Source organism: Salinigranum salinum (genome assembly GCF_009176545.1).
GTDB lineage: Archaea > Halobacteriota > Halobacteria > Halobacteriales > Haloferacaceae > Salinigranum > Salinigranum salinum.
This window is the reverse complement of sequence record NZ_VTOJ01000001.1, coordinates 1,772,340-1,794,841: the sequence shown is the minus strand read 5'-3', so window position 1 is coordinate 1,794,841 and position 22,502 is coordinate 1,772,340. Positions and strand designations below refer to the sequence as shown.

The following is a 22,502-nucleotide window of genomic DNA, read 5'->3' as shown; positions in this document are numbered from 1 at the left end:
GATGGCGACGGAGACTGACACGACCGAGACGACCCAAGGGGCGACGCGACGTGGCCGACTACTCGACCACCGACGGATCGACCGACTGCTGCAGGGGTCGCTGTACGGGATCGCCGGCCTGCTGCTGGTGTTCCTCTGGGTCCCACTGGCGATCATGATCTTCCTCTCGTTCGCGGAGAACGCGGTCACGATCTTCCCGTTCGAGGGACTCACGCTCGCCAACTACCAGCTGGCGATCGGGGACGAGACGATGCGCGAGTCGCTCACCGGCAGTCTCACCATCGCCACGGTGTCGGCCAGTATCGCGACAGTACTGGGTCTCCTGGCGAGCTTCGCGATCACCCGTTACCGGTTCCGGCTCCGGGAGGTGTACCGCACGTTCGGAATCATCCCGATGGTGATCCCCGGGATCATCCTCGGGGTCGCGCTGCGGATCTACTTCCAGAGCCTGCTCGACATCCTCCCCGGTTTCACCACCGTGGTGCTCGCACACTCGTTGTACGGGCTCCCGTTCGTCCTTCTCATCGTCTCCGCCCGGCTGTACACGTTCGACGAGTCGCTGGAGGAGGCCGCTCGTGACCTGGGTGCGGACCCGATCACGACGTTCAGAGACGTGACGTTCCCGGTGATCGCGCCTGCCGTCGGTGCCGGATTCCTCTTCGCGTGGATCCGTTCGTTCGAGGACTACATTCGCGCGCTCTTCCTCACTGGGCCCAACACGGACGTACTGACGATCTGGATGTTCAGTCGGATCAGACAGCTCGATGCGCCGGAGCTGAACGCCGTCTCCTCGCTCATCGTCTTCGCCATCGCCATCGCGCTGGCGGTTGCGATGAACTACGGCAACGTCACCGGGTACGTCGCCGGGACCGTCACGGAGGACGAGGACGAGTAGTCCTCGCGGCCTCCCGACGGGGCCGTCCCCTCCTCGCATCCCGCTCGCGGCACGCCGTCAGGGCCCGAGACGCCTCCTGGATCCGGTAGCGAGGACGACCTCCGGAGCCACGGTTCTCCGACAGACGCCGACGCCCGCGCGCTCGTGGTTCGTACCTCGTCATCGGCCCGCTACAGCAGCACGTCGTCCGCTCGGCAGACGCGATTCTCGGGGGCGTTACCCGCGTCGACGACGGCGACGTCGCCCGCTGGCGGCCCGTCCATGGGCGCGACGACGGTTCCACCGGCCAGGATCGGCGCGACGAGCCCGGCGACGACCACGCGCGGGTCAGACAGCGACCCGCGGACGACGACCCGAGTGTCCGCGTCGAGACCGACGCGCTCGACGACCGCACGCGCGGACTCGAGCGCCTCCCCGTGCGTGTACGTCTCTTCACCCGTCGAGAGGAACGGGTCCGCGGAGTCGACGTCCGTAGGGTGGACCGCGGGGTTCTCGCTCCAGAGCTCCTTCTCCCAGTGGAGCGTCGTCGGGCGAGCGGGTGCGCCGCCGTACACCGCGACTTTCGTCGACGGGCCGGGGTCGACCGACTCCTCGTGACTGACCGGAAGGACGACCACCCGGGGCTCGCTCTCGAGCAGGTCCTCGTCGACGGCCGTGTCGCCAGTGAACCACGTCACTGCACCGAGCTGTGCCGCCCCGTAGAACGCCCACAGTGGCTGGGGTCCGATCGGACCGACGACGCCGACAGTCGCTTCCTCTCGAACGCCGAGGTAGCGGAGCACGTTCCCGGCCTTGTACGCCGTCGTACAGAAGTCGCGGTACGAGATCGACCGATCGGTCCCGGCGTCGGTGAAAGCGGGTCGGCCGCTCCGCCGGTCGCGGGCGACGAGGTCCCCGAGGACGTCCATGGGTACCGTACCAGCCTCGGTCCCAAAGGTCGAGTGGTTCCGTCCGACGGCGCTCCCGACGTTCGTCGTACCGACTACTTCTTTTTCACTCGAACGAACCGTCGACAAAAATGTCGGCCAATAGATATAATAATCGTTCGGTCGAATCACGAACGAGGTGTCTGACCAATGTCTATGAGAGCAGTCGTATACAAGGGACCGAAAGAGGTCGCCGTCGAAGAGGTAGAGGAGCCGGAGCTCCAGCATCCGAACGACGTCCTGATCGACATCACGACGTCGTGCATCTGTGGGTCGGACCTCCACATGTACGAGGGCCGAACCGCGGCGGAGGAGGGGATCGTCTTCGGACACGAGAACATGGGTGTCGTCACGGAGGTCGGTGACGGCGTCTCGACACTCGAGGAGGGCGATCGGGTGGTCGCGCCGTTCAACGTGGCGTGTGGCTTCTGTCAGAACTGTGAGAACGGCTACACGGGCTTCTGTACGAACGTCAACCCCGGCTTCGCCGGTGGTGCCTACGGCTACGTCGCCATGGGGCCGTACAAGGGCGGCCAGGCGGAGAAGCTCCGCATCCCGTACGCGGACTTCAACGCGCTCAAACTCCCCGAAGGCGACGAACACGAGGACGCGTTCGCGCTGCTGGCGGACATCTTCCCGACGGGGTGGCACGGCACCGAGCTCGCGAACCTCAGACCGGGCGAGTCCGTCGCCATCTTCGGCGCCGGCCCCGTGGGGCTGATGGCCGCGTACAGCGCGAAGATCAAGGGTGCGTCGGAGATCTACTCGGTCGACCGCGTGCCCAGCCGATTGGAACTCGCCGAGGAACACTGCGACGCCACGGCGATCAACTTCGAGGAGGGCGATCCGGTCGAGCAGATCAAAGACGCCCACGGCGGCGAGGTCGACAAGGGCGTCGACGCCGTCGGCTACCAGGCGATCGACCCGGAGACCGACCCCGGATCCGACGCCTACGACCCGGCACGGGAGAACCCGGCGGTCGTGCTGAACCAGCTGATTCAGGTCGTCCGCCCGACGGGCCAACTCGGCATCCCAGGGCTGTACGTCCCCTCCGACCCCGGTGCCCCGGACGAAATGGCCGCACAGGGCCGACTCGGCATCGACTTCGGCAAGCTGTTCGAGAAGGGCCAGAAGCTCGGTACGGGCCAGTGCAACGTCAAGAGCTACAACCGCGAACTGCGTGACCTCATCATCCAGGGCCGCGCGGACCCGTCGTGGGTCGTCTCCCACCGGGTCAACCTCGACGAGGCCCCCGAGATGTACGAGGCGTTCGACAAGCGCGAAGAGGGCGTCACGAAGGTCCTGCTGGAGCCGTAGCGGAGCCGACCGGTCGCGACGGCGACTCGACCACGAACTTTTTTCGAAGTGTGCCCGACCGTCTCAGTCGCGGAGCCACACCCGCGGGTGTCGCTCGCGGAGGTGGTCCTGGTACCGTTTGACGAGTTCGGAGTACGCCGTCGTGACCGTGGTCCACTCGCAGTGGTCACACTGCCCGGTCAGGAGGTCGTCGCCGCTCGGGGAGCGTTCGAGAGCCACGACCGTCCGTACGCGCGGGAGCCGGGTGTAGCTGTCGCCGTCGCGGCGGTCGTGTGCCACACCGACCCGGTCGGTCCCGTCGACGGCTCAGACGCGGAGCCAGACTCTCGGGTGGTTGGCTCGAATGTGGTCCTGGTAGAACTTCACCATCTGCGAATAGGAGCTCGTGATCGCCGTCCAGTCGCAGTGGTCGCACCGGCCGGTGACCGCGCTTCGCCGCCGTGGGGGTCTGTTACACATACTCACCTGTCTCCCGGTATCACGTATCTATCTACCGGGCCGGATCTCACCGCTGAGAATCTCGGCAACTGGTGCCGGCGGCGACAACGGTCTTGTGGGTGCCGTCCCAATCGGAAGTCATGTGCATGTACTGCACCTTCCGCGAGGACGGCTGGACGGCGCTCCTCGACTACGACGACGTCTATCAGGAGGCGATCGCCGCCCAGCGGGCGCGGGAGACCAACTACGGCTTCTACGAGGAGTGGGACGATCTTCGGGAGCAGGTCACGCCGGGAACGGGTCGCTGACGCGGTCGATCGATTCGTCTTCCCCGACGAGGCAGGCGTCGAGTTCCTCTCTGATGGCCGCCTCGTCCATCTCCGTCCCGATGAACACCAGTCGCGTCCGCCGGTCGTCGTCCTCGTTCCAGGTCCCGAGCGGACCGGCCTGGACCGACGGCCCGGCCTGACTCAACCCCATGACGGTGTCGGGACGGCCGGCGAGTTTGAAGAAGCCCTTCGCGCGGACGACGTCGCCGCGCCAGTCGTCGAGCCACGCGTCGAAGCGCTCGGGGTGGAACGCTCGCTCGGTCTCGTAGGTGAACGTCGACACCGCGTGGGCGGCACCCGCGTGGTACTCGTGGTCGTGCTCGCCCTCGTGGTCGTGGGCGTGGGCGTCTCTGTCTCCATCACCACCCGCCCCCGAGAGGTGACGTTTCCACCCCGCCGCGCGGCGCGCGTCGTCGAAGTCGAACCGACCCGTGCCGAGGACGGCCCCGGGGGCGACGTCGGCGTACTCGGTCCGGTACAGCACGGCACGGGGCTGGAGTTCGCGTACCAGCGCCTCGACCTCGTCGAGAGCGTCGTCGGGAACCGTGTCACACTTGTTCAGCAGGAGGACATCGCAGAACTCGATCTGGTCGACGAACACCTCCGAGAGCGATCGGCCCCCGTCCCTGACCTCGCGGTTCGTCTCGGGGTCGAACTCCTTCCAGAAACCGTAGGCGTCGACGACCGAGACCATCGTGTCGAGACGGAACCGCTCCGTGGGGTCGACGTCCGACTCGTCCGTGCCGAGGGTGAACGCCTGCGCAATGGGAACCGGTTCGGAGACGCCCGACGCCTCCACGACGAGGTAGTCGAACGTCCGTTCGTCGGCGAGACGCGACACTTCGGTCAGGAGATCGTCCTGGAGTCCACAGCAGATACAGCCGTTCGAGAGGTCGACGACGCCCGTCTCCTCGTTCTCCGACTCGATGAGTTCCGCGTCGACGTTCACGTCACCCACGTCGTTGACGACGACGGCAATCGTCCGGTCGCCCGGGTTCGCCAGGAGGCGGTTCACCAGCGTCGTCTTGCCCGCACCGAGTGCGCCACTGAGCACTGTTACGGGGATGCGTCCGTCGGAGCCCACGCTCATGCCTCGACGTAACGGCTGGACGACAATAACGCCACCGCGATGGTGGCTCTGTCTCTCACCCACTCGTCGGAGTGCCCGACGCGCGTTGGGCAGTCCCCGTGCCCGTCAGGGCGCGCCGACGACGACGAACGTACTCGCGCGCGGGCCGTTCTCGATCTGTCGAGTCGCGTCGGGCGAGACACGGACCGCGTCCCCGGCGTCCATCGCCACCTCGTCCCCGTCGACGTGGAGCGTCGCCTCCCCCTCGACGAGGTAGTACACCTCCTCGTGTCTCCGGTCGGCGTGGTCGTGTTCCATCCCGGTCCAGTTCGGCTCGCAGTCGACGACCGTCAGGCCGAGGTTCTCGCAGCCGAGCGGGTCCCGGAGGAAGTACATCGCCTCCGCTTTCGGGTCGACGTCGTGGTAGTTCACTTTGGTGTAGGACATGCGTCCGGGACTAGACACGCCGGCAATAAGTACGTACAGGCCGCCCCGGAATCGGAGGCGAGGACGTCGAGGAACCGACTCCCATGGCCGGTGGGGGCGACGTCGGACGACCCCGGTCAGAACGAGTTCTTGATCCGCTCGAAGAACCCTTCCGTGACGTCGACCTCGTCGCCGCCGGCCTCGGCGAACCGCTCCAGCGCCTTGCGCTGTTCGCGGTTGAGGTCGTCGGGCGTGACGACCTGCACCTGCACGTAGAGGTCGCCGTAGCGCTGCCGCCGCCGGCGTCGTTGTTGGAGTTTCGGCATCCCCTCGTCCTTCAGGCGGAAGGTCTCGCCGCTCTGTGTTCCCGCAGGGACGTCCAGCTCGACGGTGCCGTCCAGCGTGGGTATCTCGACGGTCGTCCCGAACACTGCCTGCGGGAACGAGATCGGGTGCTGGTAGACGAGGTCGTCGCCGTCGCGCTCGAAGTCGTCGTGGGGACGGATCTCGACGTCGATGAGCAGGTCGCCGTTCGGCCCGCCGTTCTCGCCGGGTGCGCCTTCGCCTTCCATGCGGAGCGTCTGTCCCTCGCGGATGCCCGCCGGGATGTCGACGGTGAGCGTCGCCTCGCGGCGGACCTGCCCCTCGCCGCGACACTCCGGACACGTCTCGGAGTACGTCTGTCCCTCGCCACCACAGCGGCGACACGTCTGGGTCTGCTGGACCCTGCCGAAGGGAGTCTGACTCACCTGTGTGGTCTGCCCCTGTCCGTTACACTCCGGACACGTCTCGACGTCCGCGTCGGAGGGATGCCCCGCGCCGTCACACTCCGGACACCGCTCCGGACGACGGATCGTGAACTGTTTGGAGGGCCCCTCGTACGCCTCCTCCAGGTCGAGCGTGATGCTCGTCCGGATGTTGTTCCCCTGGCGGGGACCGTTCTGGCGCTGGGCACCGCCACCACCGAAGAACTGGTTGAAGATGTCCTCGAAGCCGCCCATGCCGCCGGCACCGCCCATGCCACCCATCCCGCCGAACGGGTCACCGCCGCCACGACCGCCACCACCGCCCATGCCGCCCTGTTTCTGGGCCTGCTGGAACCGCTCGTGGCCGAGCTGGTCGTACAGCTGGCGCTTCTCGTCGTCCGTGAGCACCTCCTTCGCCTTCTGGACCTTCTTGAACTTCTCCTCGGCGTCGGGGTCGTCGCTCACGTCCGGGTGGTACTCCGAGGCCTTCTCCCGGTAGGCTCTCTTGATCTCGTCCTCCGAGGCGTCACGCGACACCCCGAGCACGTCGTAGAAGTCCTCACTCATCCGTTACTCACCCGTACTCGACCGAACTACTTGAAAAACGCGCCTTCCGGACGAGGGGTGCGCTCGCGATCTGACGGCCGTCTCAGCCAGTGAGACGGCCGTTCGTCCGCACATCCGCCACTCGGCGTCTCACTCCCGTCTCCATCTGCGCCGTCCCGCCGGGGCGGCACGGTCGAACGAGCCCGACTCAGCCCGGTCCGAACAGGACGACGAGGTGGAGCGCACCTAAAAGCGTCCCGCCGTAGATCCACAGCCCGGAGAACCAGCCCTCGAACGTCAAGAGCGGGTGGTTCCGCAGTCCCAGGTGCAACCCCCCGTGGACGATCAGGAACGCGTCGAGACCGACCTGGACCCCCGCGACGTCTCCGTAGCTCAGGAGTCCCACGAACAAGGGGACGTGGAGGGCGGTGAACGCACGGTAGGCGGTCTCGTCGTCGAGAGACAGACGCGCGACGAAGAACCGCCACTCGTGGTTCCGAACGGCGTCGAGTTCGTGGACGACGAACCAGACGACGGCCAGCGTGAACACGGCGTTCGCAGTCGTGACCATGGCTCCTCCTCCACGACCGGCGATCGTATGTGTTTCTGCCGCCCGAGGACCACGGGTGTCGTCGTTCGGACTCGCCGCATCGCCTCGGATCCCCACTCTCCAGTGGCCGAGACGTGACCCGCACCGACGTCTCGAGTCGGTGAGCGGCTTGCAGAAGAGGCGGTGGAGCGGACGAGACGACTCTTACGACTCGTCATCGTTCTCGTCCACTTCGAGAGTCTCACTCCGCTCGCCTCTCGAACCACCGGAAGACATCGCTACGCTCGTCTTCCGAGCAGACGACGACTCGCTACTGCTCGTCGTCGTCCACGTCCTCGAAGTCGGCGTCGACGTACTCGTCGTCGCCGTCGGCGGCGGCACCGTCCGCGCCGCCAGCACCGCCCATGCCGCCCATGCCGCCAGCGCCGCCCATGCCAGCGCCACCGGCGGCCTGCTGCTGGGCCTGTTGGTCGTACATCTGCTTGCCGATCTCCTGCAGCGCGGTCGCGAGGTCCTCGATCGCCTCCTCGATCTCCTCGGTCGCAGCCTCGATGTCGTCGGCCTCCTCGTTCTCCTCGAGGACGTCACCGAGGTTCTCGATCTCGTCTTCGATCTCCTCGCGGAGGTCGTCGGAGACGCTCTCTTCGTTCTCTTCCAACAGCGTCTCGGCGCGCTGGATCGTGCTCTCGGCCTCGTTGCGGGCCTCGACGAACTCCCGCCGCTTCTCGTCCTCCTCGGCGTGCTTTTCGGCATCGTCCTGCATCTGCTCGATCTGCTCGTCGGAGAGGCCGGCACCGCCCTCGATGGTGATGTCCTCCTTGTTGCCCGAGCCCTTGTCCTCGGCGGAGACGTTGACGATGCCGTTCTCGTCGATGTTGAACGACACCTCGATCTGCGGGGTCCCCGCCGGGGCCGGCGGGATGCCGGACAGCTGGAACTCGCCGAGCAGTTCGTTCTTATCGGCGATCTCGCGTTCACCCTGGAAGACGCGAACCTGGACTCTCGTCTGGGAATCCGCCGCCGTCGTGAAGATCTTCGACTCCTCGGTCGGGATGGTGGTGTTCTTGTCGATGAGCCGCTCGAACAGGCCACCTTTGACCTCGATCCCGAGCGACAGCGGCGTGACGTCGAGCAGGACGATGTCGTCGACGTCTCCGGAAAGAACGCCGCCCTGGATGGCCGCGCCGAGCGCGACCGCCTCGTCGGGGTTGACGCTCTTTTTCGGTTCCACGCCCAGCAGTTCCTCGACCTGGTCTCTCACCTGGGGCATCCGCGTCGATCCGCCGACGAGGATGACCTCGTCGATGTCGCCCTTCTCGTAGCCGGCGTCCTCGAGCGCCTGCTTCGTCGGGCCGACCGTCCGCTCGATGAGGTCGCTCGTGAGCGACTCGAACTTCGCACGGGTGAGCTTCTGTTCGAGGTGGACCGGGCCCGAATCCGTGGCCGTAATGAACGGGAGGTTGATCTTCGTCTCCTTCCGACTACTCAGTTCGATCTTCGCCTCCTCGGCGGCGTCCTTCAGCCGCTGGAGCGCCTGCCGGTCCTCGCGGAGGTCGATGCCGTGGTCGTTCTCGAACTCGGTGGCGAGGTGTTCGATGATCGCGTCGTCCCAGTCGTCACCGCCCAGCGAGTTGTCACCGTTGGTCGCGACGACCTCGTAGACCCCGCCGCCGAGATCGAGGATGGAGACGTCGAACGTGCCGCCCCCGAGGTCGTAGACGAGGACGGTCTGGTCGGAGTCGTCGTCGAGGCCGTATGCCATCGACGCCGCGGTCGGCTCGTTGATGATACGCTCGACCTCGAATCCGGCGATCTCGCCGGCGTCCTTCGTGGCCTGCCGCTGCCGGTCGTTGAAGTACGCCGGCACCGTGATGACAGCCTTCTCGACCTCGTCGCCGAGATACTCCTCGGCGTCGCGCTTGATCTTCTGGAGGATCATCGCCGAGATCTGCTCGGGCGTGTACTCGTCGTCGCCGATCTCGACGGTGTAGCCCTCCTCGCCCATGTGTCGCTTGATCGACCGGATCGTGCGGTCGGGGTTCTGGATGGCCTGGTTCTTCGCCGGTTTGCCGATGAGCCGTTCCCCGTCGTCCGAGAAGGCGACGACCGACGGTGTCGTCCGATCCCCCTCAGCGTTCACGATGATCTCGGGGTCACCACCCTCCATCACCGCGAAGGCGCTGTTGGTGGTACCGAGGTCGATACCGAGAATCTTGTTGCTCGCCATCTTGACCTCATCTACCGGCTTGCGTCGGTTAAAGGTTACTAGACGAGACCGACTTCGGACGGGAACCAGGTCGGCGCAGTCGTGCGGTTTTCGGCTCGGTCGGCGTGGCTCGCCGTCGGGTTTTTATCGACGTGCAACTCGACCCCGTCGGTTCACTCTTCGGCGTCGGCGGCGCTCACCGTCACCTGTGCTGGACGGAGCACCTTGTCGGCCATCTCGTACCCCGGCTGGTAGAGGTCGACGACCGTCCCCTCGGGCTGGTCAGCGTCCACCCGGAGCATCACCTCGTGACGGTGCGGGTCGACCGCCGACCCCGGCTCCGGCTCGATCGGGGTGACGTTCTCCGCTTCGAGCACGCGGTCGAGTTCCGCGAGCGTGGATTCGACTCCCGGCCGGAGATCCGCACCCTCCTCCTGGTCGAGCGCCCGCAGCAGGTTGTCGCGCACCGGGACGAGCCGCTCGACGAGGTCCTCGGTCGCCCGTTCGGCGAGCTGTTCCTGCTTTCGTTTCGTCCGTTTCTTGTAGTTCTGGAAGTCCGCCTGTTTCCGTTTCAGCTTCGACCGGAGGTCGTCGACCTCCGATTCGAGTTCCTCGGTCCGCGTCGCCAGTTCGGCCACCTCCGCGGCGAGGTCTTCGTCCACGGTGGCGACACGAGCAGCGAGGTCCGTCGCCGTCCGGTCGGCGTCGGTCTCGTCCGGCTCCTCGAGATCGCCGTCGACCGCCGCTGCGGCGTCTTCGTCGGGTACGGACTCGACGTTCGCCTCCGCGTCGTCGCTCATGTCCGGGGGGAGACACCGACGAGCCTTAAGGGTGTAGAAACTGTCTCGCTCGCGCCGTAGCCGTCACTGGTACATGCCGAGTGGCCGGGCCTGCGTACTCTCCTCGCCTGCCTCCTGCATCCGCCTGGCGAGTCGTTCCTTCGCCGCCCGGATCTCCTCGGCACGGTCGACGAGGTCGTCGACGTCGACGTCGACGTCGGCGAGCGGTTCGATCCCCTCCTTGATCAGGACGCGCGCCGCCTCGGGGTCGGGAAAGCGCGGGTCGGACTCGACCACGAGGCCGACGGCGGCCCGGTCGCGTTCGACCGCGTCGTTCAACAGCGCGCCGGTCGGCCCCGATACCAGCCCGGTCTCCGACGGGACGCCGATGCCCGCCTCGTCGAGGCGCGATAGCCCCTCGCCGACACCGACGCCGTAGAGCGCGGGCGGCGCGTCGGACTTCTCGCGGGCGATGCCCGAGAGGTAGATCGGGAAGACGTCGTCCTCGCCGAACCAGTCGCCGACGCAGTCGGCGAACTCCTGTGCCGCCTGTGGCGTGATCGGGACGTCGCTCTGGAGGACGAGGAGGTTCCGATCGGCGTCGGCGTACAGTCGAACGGGTGGGTGGAGCGTCGCGTCGCCCTCCTGATACACCGCGACCGCGGGGACGCCCGAACAGTGGACGTTCGCGTGGTGGGTCATCCCGAACTCCTCGACGAGGTGGTCGGCGGCGATCTTCCCCACCAGTCCGACACCCGGCAACCCCTCGACCATCGTCGGCGCGTCCAGTTCGACCGGTTCGCGGACGGAGACGTGTGCCATGTCAGCCCGTAGTCCGCACGATCGTATAACGCTACGGGCGTGAGTGTGGTGGACTCCAGCGACCCCGCCCGTCGACCGGGGATTCCGCTGGAGCATGCGACCGGGCACGGTTGACTGCTGGAGCGTCTGCTTGGACAGGCCGGGTGAGCACGGATGTCGGCGGTCGGGGCGAGGGCGCGGACGGGGCAACCGTCAACGCTTTTCCGTCCGGTCCGAAACTCGGTTCACATGACCGAAACCGACGACGTACGGGTGGGCGTTCTCAGCCTCCACAACAGCAAGGAGACGAAGGCGATCCTGAACGCTGTCGAGGACCTGGGACACACCCCGGTGTGGCTCCGCCGGGAGAACGCCGCGATCAACATCGAGGGAAGCGAGGTGACCGTCGAGCCGGCGGTCGACATCATCGCGAACCGCCTGCTGCTGTCGAACACGGAGGAGCCGGCCGAACTGCTCGGGCTGGCGATGACGTTCAACCGCATCCGACCGATGCTGAACGAACCCGACGCGGTGCTCACGGCGATCCACAAGTTCGCCACCGCCGCGACGCTGGCGAACTGGAACATCCAGGTACCCGACGCGCTCCTGGCGCTGTCGAACGAACGACTCAACCAGAGCCGCGAGCGGTTCGGCGCGGTCGGCGTCTACAAGACCGCCATCGGGACGCACGGCGGTGGGACGTGGAAGGTCGACCTCACGGAGCCGGTGAACCCGAAGGTCGGAAACCGACAGGCGTTCCTGCAGGACCTCATCGACCGCGACGAGACGCGCCACCGCGACCTCCGCGTCTACATCGTCGCCGGCGAGGTCGTCGGTGCGATGTACCGCTACGCACCCGACGGCGACTGGCGGACGAACGTCGCCCTCGGCGGTGCGGTCGAGGACGCCACTGACGACATGCCCGCGGAAGCGAGGGAGACGGCGCTGTACGCCGCCGACGTCATGGGACTCGACTACGTCGGTGTCGACCTCGTCGAGGGCGAGGAGGGCTGGTTCGTCCTCGAGGTGAACCCCACCGCGGGGTTCAAGGGACTCCACGAGGCGACGGGGACGAGCGCCGCACCCCACATCGCCAAACTCGCGATCGAAACCGCCGGCGGCGAGGTCGACGACGACCGGGTGCGCGATCTCTCGTCGACGCTCGACGACTCCACCCCGTCGTGCAAGCCGCGGTCGGCCCCGACCGCGCGCGAGGACACGCCGCTCATCGGCTACATCGAGGACGTCGTCGTCTCGGGGACCAGCGGCTCCACCCAGACGCTCGCGAAGTCCGACACGGGCGCGACCCGGACGAGCATCGACACGTCGCTCGCCGCCGAGATCGGTGCGGGTCCGATCAAGAGTATGACCCGGGTGAAGAGCGGGTCGGTCAAGGGCGGCAAAGCCCGCCCAGTCGTCGACCTCGTCATCGGGATCGGTGGCCGCCAGCACACCGTGACGGCAAGCGTCGAGGACCGGTCACACATGGACTACCCCGTGCTCCTCGGACGGGACATCCTCCAGCATTACCGGGTCGACGTGCGGCGACGGTCGGATGCCGACGACCGGAATATCGAGGAGGAAGAAGAAGAGGAGCGACTGGAGTGACGTGACCGACCCGACCGAGCGCCCGAAACGCTGTCCCGAGTGCGGGTCCAGCGACGTCCGGGAGCGTCGCGAGACTGGCGGCGGCTGGCGCAAGGTGTTCCGGTGTGCGGCGTGTGGGAGGCAGGTGGCTCCGGACGACGTCTGACGCGCTATCAGTCGCCGAGAGACGATCTAGCCTCGCCTCGTCGGACGACCCCGACCGGTCGACCCCCACCAAAACGTTAACTCACGCTGTCGCGTTTTCATAATATGGCCGACACGAAGTCGCGGAGCGCCCGGCGGCTCGGAACACGGTTCGGTCTCGGTGTCGTCTCCCTCGCCGTGGCGATCGTCGTGCTCCTCACGGTCGGCGACCAGTACGTCCCGGAGCTGGTCAATCGGGTGACCCCGCTGACGATCGTGATCGTGCTGGTGGTCGTGTATCTGGTGATCCTCCTCACTCGACTGCCGTACATCCTCTGGTGGCCGACCGACGGCGAGGGGTTCGAGTTCGAGCCGATCCCGGAGCTCGAGACGGAACTCGAAGACCTCGTCGACGACCTGCTCGCCGCGCTCGAGTCGCACCGAGAGCAGCTCACGGGTCTCGACGTCGAGGGAGCGGAGGCGGCCGTCTCGAGACTCGAACGGATCGAGCGCGACCTCGAACGCGCCAGGGAGCGGCTCTCGACCCGCCGGTACGTCTCGGCGTACCGGCGATATTACCACGCACAGCGTGAACTCATCGACGTCTTGCCCGTTCTCGTCGTCGCCGACCGGTCGCAGGAGCGGCCGACCAATCGCCTCCGCGAGCAGGCGGACACGCTCCGCACGCAGGCGTCGGTGGTCCGCGACAACGAGGCGACCGAAGAGATCGAGACCCTGCTCGACAGCGTCACGGTGAGCCCGTTGCCCGCGAATCCCCGGGAGTTCGACACCGGCCCGTTGAAGATGGCCGCCCGACGGATCGACGGCTACCGGCTCGCGCGACTGAAATACGTCCTCCGTCTCCGGGGCGTCCTCACGACGTTGAACGGGTTGCTGGGTGCCACTGTCGTGTTGCTATTCCTCCTCCCGGTCCTCCTGACCGTCGGAATCCGGGTGTTGCTTGCCGCGTTCCCCGGTCTCGAGGTGAGTGCCCCACTTCAGGTCTCCGTGCTCTTCTGGCAGTTCCCGCTCGTCCTGTTCTTCGGCTTCCTCGGCGCGGCGGTGAACATCGCCCGCCGGCTCGGTGGCGGTTTCGGCTTCTTCGAGACCGGCGAGACGCTGGAACTCCCAACCGACGTGATCCTGTCGAAGCTCGTGTGGTCACGGCTCCTCTTCGGAAGCCTCGCCGGACTCGTCGTCTACGTGTTCGCGACGAGCAGCACGAACAGCGACGCGGTCACGTTCACCGTCCAGTTCGTCATCATCACCTCGTTCTTCGCGGGGTTCTCCGAACAGTTCTTCGACAGGGCGCTGTCCGAGGCACAGCGGGAGTCCTCCGGAGAGGGCCGGAACAAGCGGGCGGGAACCGAGGTGACCTCCACGTCCGAGAACGGAGACGCCACGCAGGGGACCGAGGGGCGAGGACGTTCGACGACAGCACCCGACGACGCCACCTCGGACCCTCCTGCCGACGACGACGCGACGACCTCGGAGTCGTCCGACCGTCCTTCCACGACGTGACCCCGAAAACGACCCTGGCGACGGCCTCGCCCTCGTCCACCGCCCGCGTCGGGTCACCCGAGTCGGAGCCGACGTGGAATCCACTCGACGACGCCGACTCCCATTTCCCTCCGGAGGTGAGACACCGGTACATCACTGCCGGAGCAGGTCGCCGTCATCGACTCTCGTCTCGGTCCTTCGTGACTTCCGCGACCGACTCGGCGATGTCCTCCTTCACCCGCCAGAGGTAGAGGCTCGCGTAACTCCGATAGGGACGCCACGGCTCGGCCATCTCGACCATCTCCTCCCGGGAGAGGTCGCCGTACAGCGTCCGCATCCCCTTCCGGATGCCGAGGTCGCCGACGGGGAAGACGTCCGGGCGCCCGAGGGAGAACAGCAGTTGCATCTCGGCTGTCCATCGTCCGACACCGGTGATCGAGGTGAGTTCGTCGACGACCGCCTCGTCGTCCATCCCGCGGAAGCTCTCGTGGGCGTATCCGTTCTCGAGGAAGGCCTCGGCGACGTTCTTCACGTAGCGCGTCTTCTGCCGCGAGAGACCCGCGTCCTTGAGGGTCGACTCGTCGGCGGCGAGGACGCCCTCGGGCGTCAGTTCGACGGCCGCGACGAGGCGCTCGCGGGTGGCCGCTGCCGACGCCATCGACACCTGCTGGCGGAGGATCGAGGTGACGAGCCGCGCGAAGAGGTCCTCGGCCGGTTCGATGCCGAGTTCGCCGTGTTCGTCGATGAGGGCCGCGAACACCTCGTCGGCGGCGCGGAGGTGGTCGTACGGGTCGTCGTGAGGTCCGTCCGTCGGTGTCACGTGCCGAACTTCGTCGCCGGCGAAATAGCGGTTTCGGCGGTCGCCGCGGCTGGTGACTGGCAGCCTCCGGGGACGGTCTGTCAGTCCGGATCGCCCCGAAACGTACGCTCAGAAAGACTTTCTCCACCAGGAAACGTTATTATCTTCGACCGTATCACTTCGTGTGTATGTCCGAAGACGACCGGAAACCGTCAAACACGGTCAAGAAAGGGATCGACAAAGTGAAAAACACCATTACGAACGAAGAGTGGGACGAGGAGTCGCAACGATACCGCGACAAGAACTCGAAGAAGTACACCCGCGGCGCGGAGTGAGAACAGCCGGCGTCGGCCGTCTTCTCAGGGTAGGGATCCGACCAGGCCCTCCCCAGAGCAGCTCGACTCCCGTATGAACAGATGTCGAATAGATCCCACCTTCCTCGTGGGGAAAGGTTGAACAGACGGCCATCCGACGACCGCGCATGGACACGGACTCCGGACAGATCGGGATCGACGACGTCTCCGTCATCGCCGTCCTCGGTGCGGGGAACATGGGACACGGTATCGCCGAGGTCGCCGCCCTCGCCGGTTTCGACGTGACGCTGCGCGACATCGAGGAGGAGCTCGTCCAGCAGGGGTACGACGAGATCGAGTGGAGTCTCGGCAAACTCGTCGAGAAGGAGCGCCTCTCTCGAGAGGAGGCGGACGCGGCGCTGGCGCGGATCACGCCGCTGGTCGATCTCGATTCGGCGGTGAGAGACGCCGACGTGGTCGTCGAAGTGGTGCCCGAACGGATGGACGTCAAGAAGGACGTCTACGCCGCGGTCGAGGAGTTCGCCCCGGAGCGAGCGGTGTTCGTGACGAACACCTCGTCGCTCTCGATCACCGAACTCGGGCGCGAGACCGACCGCCCGGAACGGTTCTGTGGGATGCACTTCTTCAACCCCCCCGTCCGGATGCAGCTCGTCGAGGTCATCTCGGGGGCCGACACCGCCGACGCGACGCTGGAGCTGGTGGAGGCGCTCGCCGAGCGGCTGGGGAAGACGCCGGTCCGCGTCCACGAGGACAGCCCCGGCTTCGTCGTCAACCGCGTGCTCGTGCCGCTGCTCAACGAGGCGGCCTGGATCGTCGACTCCGGCGACGCCTCGCTCGCGGCGGTCGACTCGACCAGCAAGTACGGCCTCGGGCTCCCGATGGGCTGTTTCGAGCTCGCGGACCAGGTCGGGATCGACGTCGCCCTCCACGTCCTCGAGTACATGCACGACGAACTCGGTGACGCGTACGAACCCTGTCCGCTCCTCGAATCGAAGGTCGACGCGGGCGACCTCGGGAAGAAGTCCGGCACGGGCTTCTACGACTACGACGACGGCGGTGCGCAGGTCCCGAACGACCAGGTGCGCGACGCGATCCGCGAGCGCCTCCTCGCCGTGATGGCCAACGAGGTCGCCGGGCTCGTCGCGAACGGGGTCGCCGACGCCGAGGCGATCGACCGCGCGATGCAGCTCGGCGCGGGCTTCCCCGAGGGACCGGCGAAGCTGGCCGACGACGCGGGGCTCGATCGCCTGGTCGACCGGCTCGACGCGCTCCACGAGGAGACGGGCGCCGCGCGGTACGCCGCCGTCGACTACCTCCGCGACCTCGCCGACGCCGACGAGGGGTTCCACGCGGGCGACGCCGGTGACGCGGACGACTACGACACCATCAGCGTCGAGCGCCGCGACGGCGTCGGTACGCTCGCCGTCGACCGACCGCACCGGATGAACAGCATCAACGCCGACGTCCTGGCCGAACTCGACGACGCTATCACCCGGCTCGAGGACGACGACGAGACGCGAACGATCCTCCTCACTGGAACCGGCGACCGCGCCTTCTCGGCGGGCGCGGACGTCCAGCGGATGGCCGCCGAACTGGACACGCTCTCGGCGGTGGAGCTCTCCCGTCGGGGACAGGAGACGTTCGGCCGGCTGGAGGCGTCGCCGCTCCCCGTCGTGGCCGCGATCGACGGCTTCTGTCTCGGCGGCGGCATGGAGCTGGCGACCTGCGCCGACCTCCGGATCGCCTCCCGTCGCTCCTCGTTCGGCCAGCCAGAGCACAATCTCGGGCTCGTCCCGGGGTGGGGCGGCACCCAGCGCCTCCGCCACGTCGTCGGCGAGGGCCGCGCGAAGGAGATCATCCTCACGGCCGAGCGGTTCGACGCCGAGACGATGGCCGACTACGGTTTCGTCAACGAGGTGGTGGCGAACGACGCACTCGACGACCGTGCGTTCGAGCTCGCCCGCGACCTCGCCCGCGGCCCGCCCGTCGCGCAGGCGTTCACGAAGCGTGCGATGCGCCGCGGGCGTGACGACACCGAGGCGGGGCTCGAGGTCGAGGCGCAGGCGTTCGGCCACGTCTTCGGCACCGACGACGTGATGGAGGGGATCGCCGCGTTCGACTCCGACCGCGAACCCGAGTTCACCGGCGAGTAGGCCGTGTCGCGACGGCCAACGACCAGAAGACGGAAGCGTTAAATCGGTCCCGTGGTCACAATCGAGTGTCGCTCGGTTGGTGTAGTCCGGCCAATCATCTTGGCCTTTCGAGCCGAGGACAGGGGTTCAAATCCCCTACCGAGCACGTTTCTGAACGAACCACACGAGGACGCGAGCGTGATCCGACCACCCGTCGTGTGACGGCGAACGAGTTAAGTCGACGAGTCGAGAGCCCGTACTCCTCGATGTTTTCAGTGGACGGGATCCGTGACGCCCGGCTCGACGGCCCGATCGAAGTGTCGATCTCCGACGTGTCGGTCCCCAGTAATTCGAAGGTCGACGTCGTGGTGACCGTCGCGGACAGCGACGATGTCTCGGTCGAGCTGGACGTGTGGACGACCCACGAGCTGCGGATCGACTGGACAGTCGGCCGGCGCTACGAGCTCAGAAACGTCCGGGGGAAGGTGTGGCACAGAGACGGCACGCGACACCGCCGACTCAGTAGCACGAGCGACCTCGACGCGACGGATCTGGGACCTCACCACGACGAGCAGTGCCGACTGCTGATCGTCGGTGACACTCACGTCGGCTACCACGCCCGACCGCCGGAGAACCGGGTGTCGGCACACCGTGGCGTCGACTGTCGAGCCAGTTTCGAACGTGTCGTCGAGATCGCGCTCGGAAGCGGTGTCGACGCCGTCGTCCACGCCGGTGACGTCTTCGACGACCAGCCGCTGTCGGCCGACGTGGCGGCCGTCGAAACCGCTCTCGGTCGCTTGCGTGCCGGCGGCATTCCGTTCTACTACATCCTCGGCAACCACGAGTCGACGACCAGTACCCGGCGGCTCGAAGCGGTCGACGGCAGTGTGCACCTCACGACAGTCCCGTCGACCGTCGGGGAGTCGAACGTCGCCCTGTTCGGGATCGACTACCACCGACCGAGCGCGTTCCCGAGCGACGCGTTCGATGCGACCGCCCCTCCAGGCGAGCGCGTGAACGTCCTCGTCGTTCATCAGACGTTCGCACCGTTTCGGTCGAGCGGTATCGATCTGGCCGCGATACTACGTCGCTCCACGGTCGAGTTCGATCTGGTCGTCTCCGGACACCTGCACGTAGCCGAGGAGCGAACGGTCGGCGGCGTTCCCGTCTGCTACACCGGAGCCACGGATCGGATCAGCAGGATCGGCTCGTCGAGCGATCCGTTGGCGCGGATCGTGTCCGTCGCCGGTACGGACGTCGACGTCTCCGGGCAGCCGCTGTAACGTCGGCGCTCTCCCCTGTCCCGTGTAACGCTCCGACAGACAATATCTATTCAGATAACTGGAACCAACCGAGACAGCCTTCAAGCGGTCGAATATCGCAATATTATCACGGATGGTCTCCGTGGGATAGTTGTATATACGTCGGGTGCCTGGATCGAAACGTATCCCCGGAGGACCCCGCTCAGGATGGCCACCCACTCGCAGTTCGTCGACGACGACCCGGAGCCGGACCACCTGTCGCAAGACACCATCTTCTCGGTGTTGAGCAACCAGCGGCGGCGACGGGTTCTCAGCTGTCTCCGCGACGAGCCGGAGGGATCGAACATCCGCGACCTCTCCCGACAGATCGCGGCGTGGGAGAACGACGTGCCCGTCGAGGAGGTCACGTACAAACAGCGAAAACGCGTCTACACCTCCCTGCACCAGACACACCTCCCGAAGCTCTCCGACGCGCGGATCGTCGACTACGACCGCGACCGCGGCACGGTCTCGCTCACCGAACACGCGGCGACGCTCGACGACTTTCTCACCGCCTCGGATACCCCGCCGGTCCCGTGGCCGGGCGTCTACCTCGTGGTCGCCGCCGGCGGCCTGGTCGCGACTCTCCTCGCGGCCGCCGACGTCCTCCCGGATCTCGCCGTCGCCGTCGCCGTCACGTTCGCCGTCGCCGGCGTCGCCGGCGTCCACAGCTACACGGCCGGTCGCGAGGCCGTGCTCCCGGCGCTCGGCGACGGGCTCTGAGTCGGACGCGACCGCGCTCGATCCCGGGCTCCGGCGGAGCCGTGCCTGCGGTCGTTCGGCGACCGTCCCGTCGCCACGGTGCGTGAGCAACGACGCCCGAGACGACGATCGAGTCGGCCGAGACAACAATCAAGTCGGCCGAGACAACAATCAAGTCGGCCGAGACAACAATCAAGTCGGGACGAGTCGAAGCCGCTGGCAGAGATGCGCACTGTCCGGGGGCTCCTCGTGGGTCTCACGTTCGTCGCGGGCGTCGCCACCGCCGGGAGTCTCTACTTCAGCCTCGGGCTCGGGCTGGTCCCCTGTACGCTCTGCTGGTACCAGCGGATCCTGATGTACCCGCTGGTCGTCGTCGGCGCTGTCGCGACCGTGGAGACGCGAGCGGGGGTCTGGCGGACGGTGCTCCCGCTCTCGCTCTGTGGGACCGCCGTCGCGGCGTACCACGTCGCTCTCCAGGTGATGCCGGCCCAGACCGGGTCGTGCGGCATCGGCGAGAGCTGTGCGGCGATCCAGTACCCGATGCTCGGCGGCCTGCTCACCATCCCGCGCCTGTCGCTCGTAGCCTTCCTCGGCGTGTCGGTGGGGGCGCTTCTGCTCGCCGCGGCCGACCGACGGTCGCCCACCGAGACGACGACGCCCTGGGACTGACACGCCGACGGAGGTGGCGGCGTCGACGCCGGCCGAACGCGGGAGCGGCGTCTGTCGGGCCCCTTCACCGGAGTTTCTCGTACGAGCGGTCGAGGTCGACCATCGGCTCGGGGTAGTCGACGCCGAGTTCGACGCCGTACTCGGCTTGCTCTGCCGCGCTCATCGTCCACGGCTCGTGGGCGTACGCCGGCGGAAGCGGCTCCAGTTCGGGCAGCCAGTGTGTCACGTACGCCGCCTCGGAATCGTACTTGCGGGCCTGCTTCACGATGTTGAAGTACCGGTCTCGCGAATCGTTGCCGACGCCCGCGATGTACGCCCAGTTACCGTAGTTCGAGCAAGGGTCGTAGTCCACCAGTTGTGTCTCGAAGTACGCCGCGCCACGCCGCCAGTCGACTCTGAGGTTGTTGGCGAGGAACGAGGCGGCGTTCTGTCTGCCCCGGTTGGACATGTAGCCAGTCGCGTTCAGTTCGCGCATGTTCGCGTCGACGAACGGGATCCCGGTCTCCCCGCGTGCCCAGCGGTCGAACGCGTCGCCGTCCTCGCGCCAGTCGATGTCCCGGCGTTCGCGGATGCCCGCCTTCGCGAAGAACTGTGTGCCGTGTTTCGCCACCTGAAACTGGAAGAAGTCGCGCCAGATGAGCTCGAAGAGCAGCCAGTACGTCGAGTCGTTCTCCACCCGGCGGTCCTCGTACTGCCGGACTTCGCGGTGGACGTACCGCGGCGAGAGACAGCCTTCGTTGAGCCACAGCGAGAGCTTCGAGGAGTAGCCCTCACCGAGGAGTCCGTTGCGCGTCTCCTTGTACTCGCGGAGCCGGTCGTCCTCCCAGACGTACCTGTCGACGCGGTCGAGCGCGGCGGCCTCGCCGCCCGCGAACGGGAGCACGCCACGGGCGTCGGGAGCGGTCGGAGCCTCGTCGGCGGTTTCGGCGTCGCCACCAGTGTCCGAGTCGGCAGCGGCACCCTCGGCGTCGTCGCCCCGTCCCACGAGTTCCGCCGGCGTCGGAGCGCGTCCCGGTTGGACGGTTCCGTCGTCGGCCACGGGTTCGGGCAGCGGCGGGAGCGACGGCGTCGAGAGCGGTGCCCGGACGCTCGCCTCGCGTTCGACGCGCTTCCGGAACGACGTGTAGGTGTCCGGAATCTCGGTGTACGGGGTCGGGAGGTCGTCGAGGTGGTACAGCGTGTGTCCCCAGAACCGCCGCACTTCGACCCCGCGGTCGCGGAGCGCCGCCTTCGCTGCCGCCTCGACACTCGTCTCCTCGGGTGCGGGCCAGGTGTGCATCGAGACGACGTCGGCGTCGACTGCCGCGGCCAGCGTCGGAAGCACCGATTCGGGGCGTCCCTCGCGGACGACGAGGTCCGACCCGCGCTCGCGGAGCGACTCTCGAAGGGCCGAGAGCGTCTCACAGCGGAAGCGTGCCCGGTGGGGGCCGGTCTTCTCGAACCGGAACGAATCGGGACCACCGTACGGTCGGCGACCGTACTCACGGGGATCGACGACGTACACCGGGAGCAGTCGGTCGGCGGCGGCCGCCTCGTGGAGCGCCTCGTTGTCGTGAAGTCGGAGATCCCGCCGGAACCACAGGAGGGCCGTGGTCGTCATGGCCGGGCTAAGGAGAGCGGCGACTTGAATCCTCTCGCCGGTTCGCTCGGCCGCGAGGGTAGAAACGTCGGATACACACCGCCGTCGCGTGACCTCCCGTGCTGGTGCGTTCGGCGTTCGGATCCGTCCGGCGACCGGGTGACTAGTTCCGGAACTGGAGGACGGACGAGCGCTGGTCGACGATGTGGTAGCCGGCCGACAGCGTGAGGACCGAGAACAGGAACACGGCGAGCAGCGGCCCGTCGACGTCGCCGAGGACGGGCACGCCGACGACGTGGCCGACTGCCGCCACGAGTCCGAAGACGCCGAGACCGAAGTAGTACTCGGCCCAGGAGATGGCGTTCTTCGGCACGACCTCCATGTAGACCGCGACGTCGTCGGCGTTCTCGGCGCGGATCACCGCCTTCGCGCTCGCGTCGTACTCGACGATCCCGAGGTCGTCGAGCTTGGGGAGGTGGGTCTGGTGGAGCGAGACGTAGACGCTCTGCCGCACGTTTCGAGGGGGTGGGTCCTCCCCCGACTCGACGCTCGCGATGTACTCCGCGAGGTCGCTGACGGTCTGTCGCTCGTCCCCTTCCGAGAGCCGTTCGAGGACCAGGCGGCGGCGATCGTTTCGGAGGACGTCGTGGATATCGGCCTCCGCCAGCGTCTCCTCGCTGTCCCCCTGCTGGACTCCGGTACTCATCCGACTCCTCGTCGCTCGTCCGGTCGTATGAAACTATCCCG

At 67.1% G+C, this 22,502-nt stretch carries 23 protein-coding genes and 1 tRNA gene; 12 read left to right on the top strand and 12 right to left on the bottom strand.

The annotated features are described in order from the left end of the window. The first annotated feature begins 1 nt into the window (after position 1). Positions 2-895, top strand: a complete 894-nt coding sequence (locus FZP69_RS08565; protein ID WP_152040901.1) for an ABC transporter permease — start codon at positions 2-4, stop codon at positions 893-895. A 170-nt stretch (positions 896-1,065) separates the two neighbouring features. Here FZP69_RS08565 and FZP69_RS08560 read toward each other — a convergent pair whose 3' ends face one another. Further along, positions 1,066-1,803 (bottom strand): AMP-binding protein, encoded by a 738-nt coding sequence (locus FZP69_RS08560; RefSeq protein ID WP_152040900.1) that lies wholly within the window; start codon positions 1,801-1,803, stop codon positions 1,066-1,068. Positions 1,804-1,977: 174 nt separating this feature from the next. On the opposite strand from FZP69_RS08560, the gene FZP69_RS08555 reads away from it, so the two are divergent. Further along, positions 1,978-3,138, top strand: coding sequence for a glutathione-independent formaldehyde dehydrogenase (locus FZP69_RS08555; RefSeq protein ID WP_152040899.1), 1,161 nt, complete (start codon positions 1,978-1,980; stop codon positions 3,136-3,138). 63 nt (positions 3,139-3,201) lie between these two features. On the opposite strand, the gene FZP69_RS08550 is transcribed toward FZP69_RS08555, so the two are convergent. Then, positions 3,202-3,417, bottom strand: a complete 216-nt coding sequence (locus FZP69_RS08550) for a hypothetical protein (protein WP_152040898.1) — start codon at positions 3,415-3,417, stop codon at positions 3,202-3,204. Positions 3,418-3,716: 299 nt separating this feature from the next. Here FZP69_RS08550 and FZP69_RS22485 point away from each other — a divergent pair, with 299 nt between their 5' ends. Then, the gene (locus tag FZP69_RS22485; protein ID WP_173862792.1) at positions 3,717-3,884 is read left to right on the top strand and encodes a hypothetical protein; all 168 of its coding nucleotides are present in this window, start codon (positions 3,717-3,719) and stop codon (positions 3,882-3,884) included. On the opposite strand, the gene FZP69_RS08545 is transcribed toward FZP69_RS22485, so the two are convergent. The 7 genes from FZP69_RS08545 to FZP69_RS08515 all read right to left on the bottom strand — a co-directional run bounded on the left by FZP69_RS08545 (position 3,862) and on the right by FZP69_RS08515 (position 11,049). After that, positions 3,862-4,995 (bottom strand): CobW family GTP-binding protein, encoded by a 1,134-nt coding sequence (locus tag FZP69_RS08545; protein ID WP_152040897.1) that lies wholly within the window; start codon positions 4,993-4,995, stop codon positions 3,862-3,864. The genes FZP69_RS22485 and FZP69_RS08545 overlap by 23 nt on opposite strands. A 105-nt stretch (positions 4,996-5,100) precedes the next feature. After that, positions 5,101-5,421 carry a cupin domain-containing protein gene (locus FZP69_RS08540; RefSeq protein ID WP_152040896.1) on the bottom strand — a complete coding sequence of 107 codons (321 nt, stop codon included), beginning with the start codon at positions 5,419-5,421 and terminating at the stop codon, positions 5,101-5,103. A gap of 116 nt (positions 5,422-5,537) precedes the next feature. Further along, positions 5,538-6,713 (bottom strand): molecular chaperone DnaJ, encoded by a 1,176-nt coding sequence (gene dnaJ, locus FZP69_RS08535; RefSeq protein ID WP_152040895.1) that lies wholly within the window; start codon positions 6,711-6,713, stop codon positions 5,538-5,540. Positions 6,714-6,900: 187 nt separating this feature from the next. Then, positions 6,901-7,263, bottom strand: coding sequence for a DUF6713 family protein (locus tag FZP69_RS08530; RefSeq protein WP_152040894.1), 363 nt, complete (start codon positions 7,261-7,263; stop codon positions 6,901-6,903). Between the two features lie 289 nt (positions 7,264-7,552). Next, a complete protein-coding gene (gene dnaK / locus FZP69_RS08525) occupies positions 7,553-9,469 on the bottom strand; it encodes a molecular chaperone DnaK (RefSeq protein WP_152040893.1) in 1,917 nt (638 codons plus the stop codon). Between the two features lie 152 nt (positions 9,470-9,621). After that, positions 9,622-10,248 (bottom strand): nucleotide exchange factor GrpE, encoded by a 627-nt coding sequence (locus tag FZP69_RS08520; RefSeq protein WP_152040892.1) that lies wholly within the window; start codon positions 10,246-10,248, stop codon positions 9,622-9,624. A gap of 63 nt (positions 10,249-10,311) precedes the next feature. Continuing rightward, positions 10,312-11,049, bottom strand: a complete 738-nt coding sequence (locus FZP69_RS08515; RefSeq protein WP_152040891.1) for a proteasome assembly chaperone family protein — start codon at positions 11,047-11,049, stop codon at positions 10,312-10,314. A 228-nt stretch (positions 11,050-11,277) separates the two neighbouring features. Here FZP69_RS08515 and FZP69_RS08510 point away from each other — a divergent pair, with 228 nt between their 5' ends. The 3 genes from FZP69_RS08510 (at position 11,278) to FZP69_RS08500 (ending at position 14,280) form a co-directional block, all read left to right on the top strand. Continuing rightward, a complete protein-coding gene (locus FZP69_RS08510; RefSeq protein ID WP_152040890.1) occupies positions 11,278-12,636 on the top strand; it encodes a putative ATP-dependent zinc protease in 1,359 nt (452 codons plus the stop codon). Beyond that, entirely contained in the window at positions 12,584-12,781 is a 198-nt protein-coding gene (locus FZP69_RS08505; RefSeq protein WP_152040889.1) for a transposase, read from the top strand. The genes FZP69_RS08510 and FZP69_RS08505 overlap by 53 nt, the downstream gene beginning before the upstream one ends. 104 nt (positions 12,782-12,885) lie before the next feature. Continuing rightward, positions 12,886-14,280, top strand: a complete 1,395-nt coding sequence (locus FZP69_RS08500; protein WP_152040888.1) for a hypothetical protein — start codon at positions 12,886-12,888, stop codon at positions 14,278-14,280. A 154-nt stretch (positions 14,281-14,434) separates the two neighbouring features. On the opposite strand, the gene FZP69_RS08495 is transcribed toward FZP69_RS08500, so the two are convergent. Then, positions 14,435-15,079, bottom strand: coding sequence for a DNA-3-methyladenine glycosylase family protein (locus FZP69_RS08495; RefSeq protein ID WP_152040887.1), 645 nt, complete (start codon positions 15,077-15,079; stop codon positions 14,435-14,437). A 167-nt stretch (positions 15,080-15,246) separates the two neighbouring features. Here FZP69_RS08495 and FZP69_RS22480 point away from each other — a divergent pair, with 167 nt between their 5' ends. The 6 genes from FZP69_RS22480 (at position 15,247) to FZP69_RS08470 (ending at position 20,176) form a co-directional block, all read left to right on the top strand. Then, positions 15,247-15,393: a hypothetical protein gene (locus FZP69_RS22480; protein WP_192918512.1), complete on the top strand. Its 147-nt coding sequence runs from the start codon at positions 15,247-15,249 to the stop codon at positions 15,391-15,393. Between the two features lie 167 nt (positions 15,394-15,560). After that, complete coding sequence (locus FZP69_RS08490) at positions 15,561-17,525, top strand: 3-hydroxyacyl-CoA dehydrogenase/enoyl-CoA hydratase family protein (RefSeq protein ID WP_152041558.1); 1,965 nt, start codon at positions 15,561-15,563, stop codon at positions 17,523-17,525. A 70-nt stretch (positions 17,526-17,595) separates the two neighbouring features. Further along, positions 17,596-17,670: transfer RNA gene (locus FZP69_RS08485), tRNA-Glu, on the top strand. 100 nt (positions 17,671-17,770) lie between these two features. Next, positions 17,771-18,787 (top strand): DNA repair exonuclease, encoded by a 1,017-nt coding sequence (locus FZP69_RS08480; protein ID WP_152040886.1) that lies wholly within the window; start codon positions 17,771-17,773, stop codon positions 18,785-18,787. 186 nt (positions 18,788-18,973) lie between these two features. Next, entirely contained in the window at positions 18,974-19,528 is a 555-nt protein-coding gene (locus tag FZP69_RS08475) for a DUF7344 domain-containing protein (protein WP_152040885.1), read from the top strand. A 204-nt stretch (positions 19,529-19,732) separates the two neighbouring features. Beyond that, positions 19,733-20,176: a disulfide bond formation protein B gene (locus FZP69_RS08470; protein WP_152040884.1), complete on the top strand. Its 444-nt coding sequence runs from the start codon at positions 19,733-19,735 to the stop codon at positions 20,174-20,176. 64 nt (positions 20,177-20,240) lie between these two features. Here FZP69_RS08470 and FZP69_RS08465 read toward each other — a convergent pair whose 3' ends face one another. Together FZP69_RS08465 and FZP69_RS08460 are read right to left on the bottom strand one after the other, a co-directional pair. Beyond that, the gene (locus tag FZP69_RS08465; RefSeq protein ID WP_152040883.1) at positions 20,241-21,776 is read right to left on the bottom strand and encodes a DASH family cryptochrome; all 1,536 of its coding nucleotides are present in this window, start codon (positions 21,774-21,776) and stop codon (positions 20,241-20,243) included. A gap of 142 nt (positions 21,777-21,918) precedes the next feature. Then, the gene (locus FZP69_RS08460; RefSeq protein WP_152040882.1) at positions 21,919-22,461 is read right to left on the bottom strand and encodes a DUF7344 domain-containing protein; all 543 of its coding nucleotides are present in this window, start codon (positions 22,459-22,461) and stop codon (positions 21,919-21,921) included. Positions 22,462-22,502: the final 41 nt, after the last annotated feature.

Coding starts and splice junctions, on each gene's coding strand:
- FZP69_RS08460 (WP_152040882.1), bottom strand. CDS start 22,461: ATGAGTACCGGAGTCCAGCAGGGGGACAGCGAGGAGACGCTGGCGGAG.
- FZP69_RS22485 (WP_173862792.1), top strand. CDS start 3,717: ATGTGCATGTACTGCACCTTCCGCGAGGACGGCTGGACGGCGCTCCTC.
- FZP69_RS08500 (WP_152040888.1), top strand. CDS start 12,886: ATGGCCGACACGAAGTCGCGGAGCGCCCGGCGGCTCGGAACACGGTTC.
- FZP69_RS08520 (WP_152040892.1), bottom strand. CDS start 10,248: ATGAGCGACGACGCGGAGGCGAACGTCGAGTCCGTACCCGACGAAGAC.
- dnaK (WP_152040893.1), bottom strand. CDS start 9,469: ATGGCGAGCAACAAGATTCTCGGTATCGACCTCGGTACCACCAACAGC.
- FZP69_RS08560 (WP_152040900.1), bottom strand. CDS start 1,803: ATGGACGTCCTCGGGGACCTCGTCGCCCGCGACCGGCGGAGCGGCCGA.
- FZP69_RS08505 (WP_152040889.1), top strand. CDS start 12,584: ATGCCGACGACCGGAATATCGAGGAGGAAGAAGAAGAGGAGCGACTGG.
- FZP69_RS08470 (WP_152040884.1), top strand. CDS start 19,733: ATGCGCACTGTCCGGGGGCTCCTCGTGGGTCTCACGTTCGTCGCGGGC.
- FZP69_RS08540 (WP_152040896.1), bottom strand. CDS start 5,421: ATGTCCTACACCAAAGTGAACTACCACGACGTCGACCCGAAAGCGGAG.
- FZP69_RS08475 (WP_152040885.1), top strand. CDS start 18,974: ATGGCCACCCACTCGCAGTTCGTCGACGACGACCCGGAGCCGGACCAC.
- FZP69_RS08510 (WP_152040890.1), top strand. CDS start 11,278: ATGACCGAAACCGACGACGTACGGGTGGGCGTTCTCAGCCTCCACAAC.
- FZP69_RS08555 (WP_152040899.1), top strand. CDS start 1,978: ATGAGAGCAGTCGTATACAAGGGACCGAAAGAGGTCGCCGTCGAAGAG.
- FZP69_RS08545 (WP_152040897.1), bottom strand. CDS start 4,995: ATGAGCGTGGGCTCCGACGGACGCATCCCCGTAACAGTGCTCAGTGGC.
- FZP69_RS22480 (WP_192918512.1), top strand. CDS start 15,247: ATGTCCGAAGACGACCGGAAACCGTCAAACACGGTCAAGAAAGGGATC.
- FZP69_RS08515 (WP_152040891.1), bottom strand. CDS start 11,049: ATGGCACACGTCTCCGTCCGCGAACCGGTCGAACTGGACGCGCCGACG.
- dnaJ (WP_152040895.1), bottom strand. CDS start 6,713: ATGAGTGAGGACTTCTACGACGTGCTCGGGGTGTCGCGTGACGCCTCG.
- FZP69_RS08530 (WP_152040894.1), bottom strand. CDS start 7,263: ATGGTCACGACTGCGAACGCCGTGTTCACGCTGGCCGTCGTCTGGTTC.
- FZP69_RS08480 (WP_152040886.1), top strand. CDS start 17,771: ATGTTTTCAGTGGACGGGATCCGTGACGCCCGGCTCGACGGCCCGATC.
- FZP69_RS08565 (WP_152040901.1), top strand. CDS start 2: ATGGCGACGGAGACTGACACGACCGAGACGACCCAAGGGGCGACGCGA.
- FZP69_RS08465 (WP_152040883.1), bottom strand. CDS start 21,776: ATGACGACCACGGCCCTCCTGTGGTTCCGGCGGGATCTCCGACTTCAC.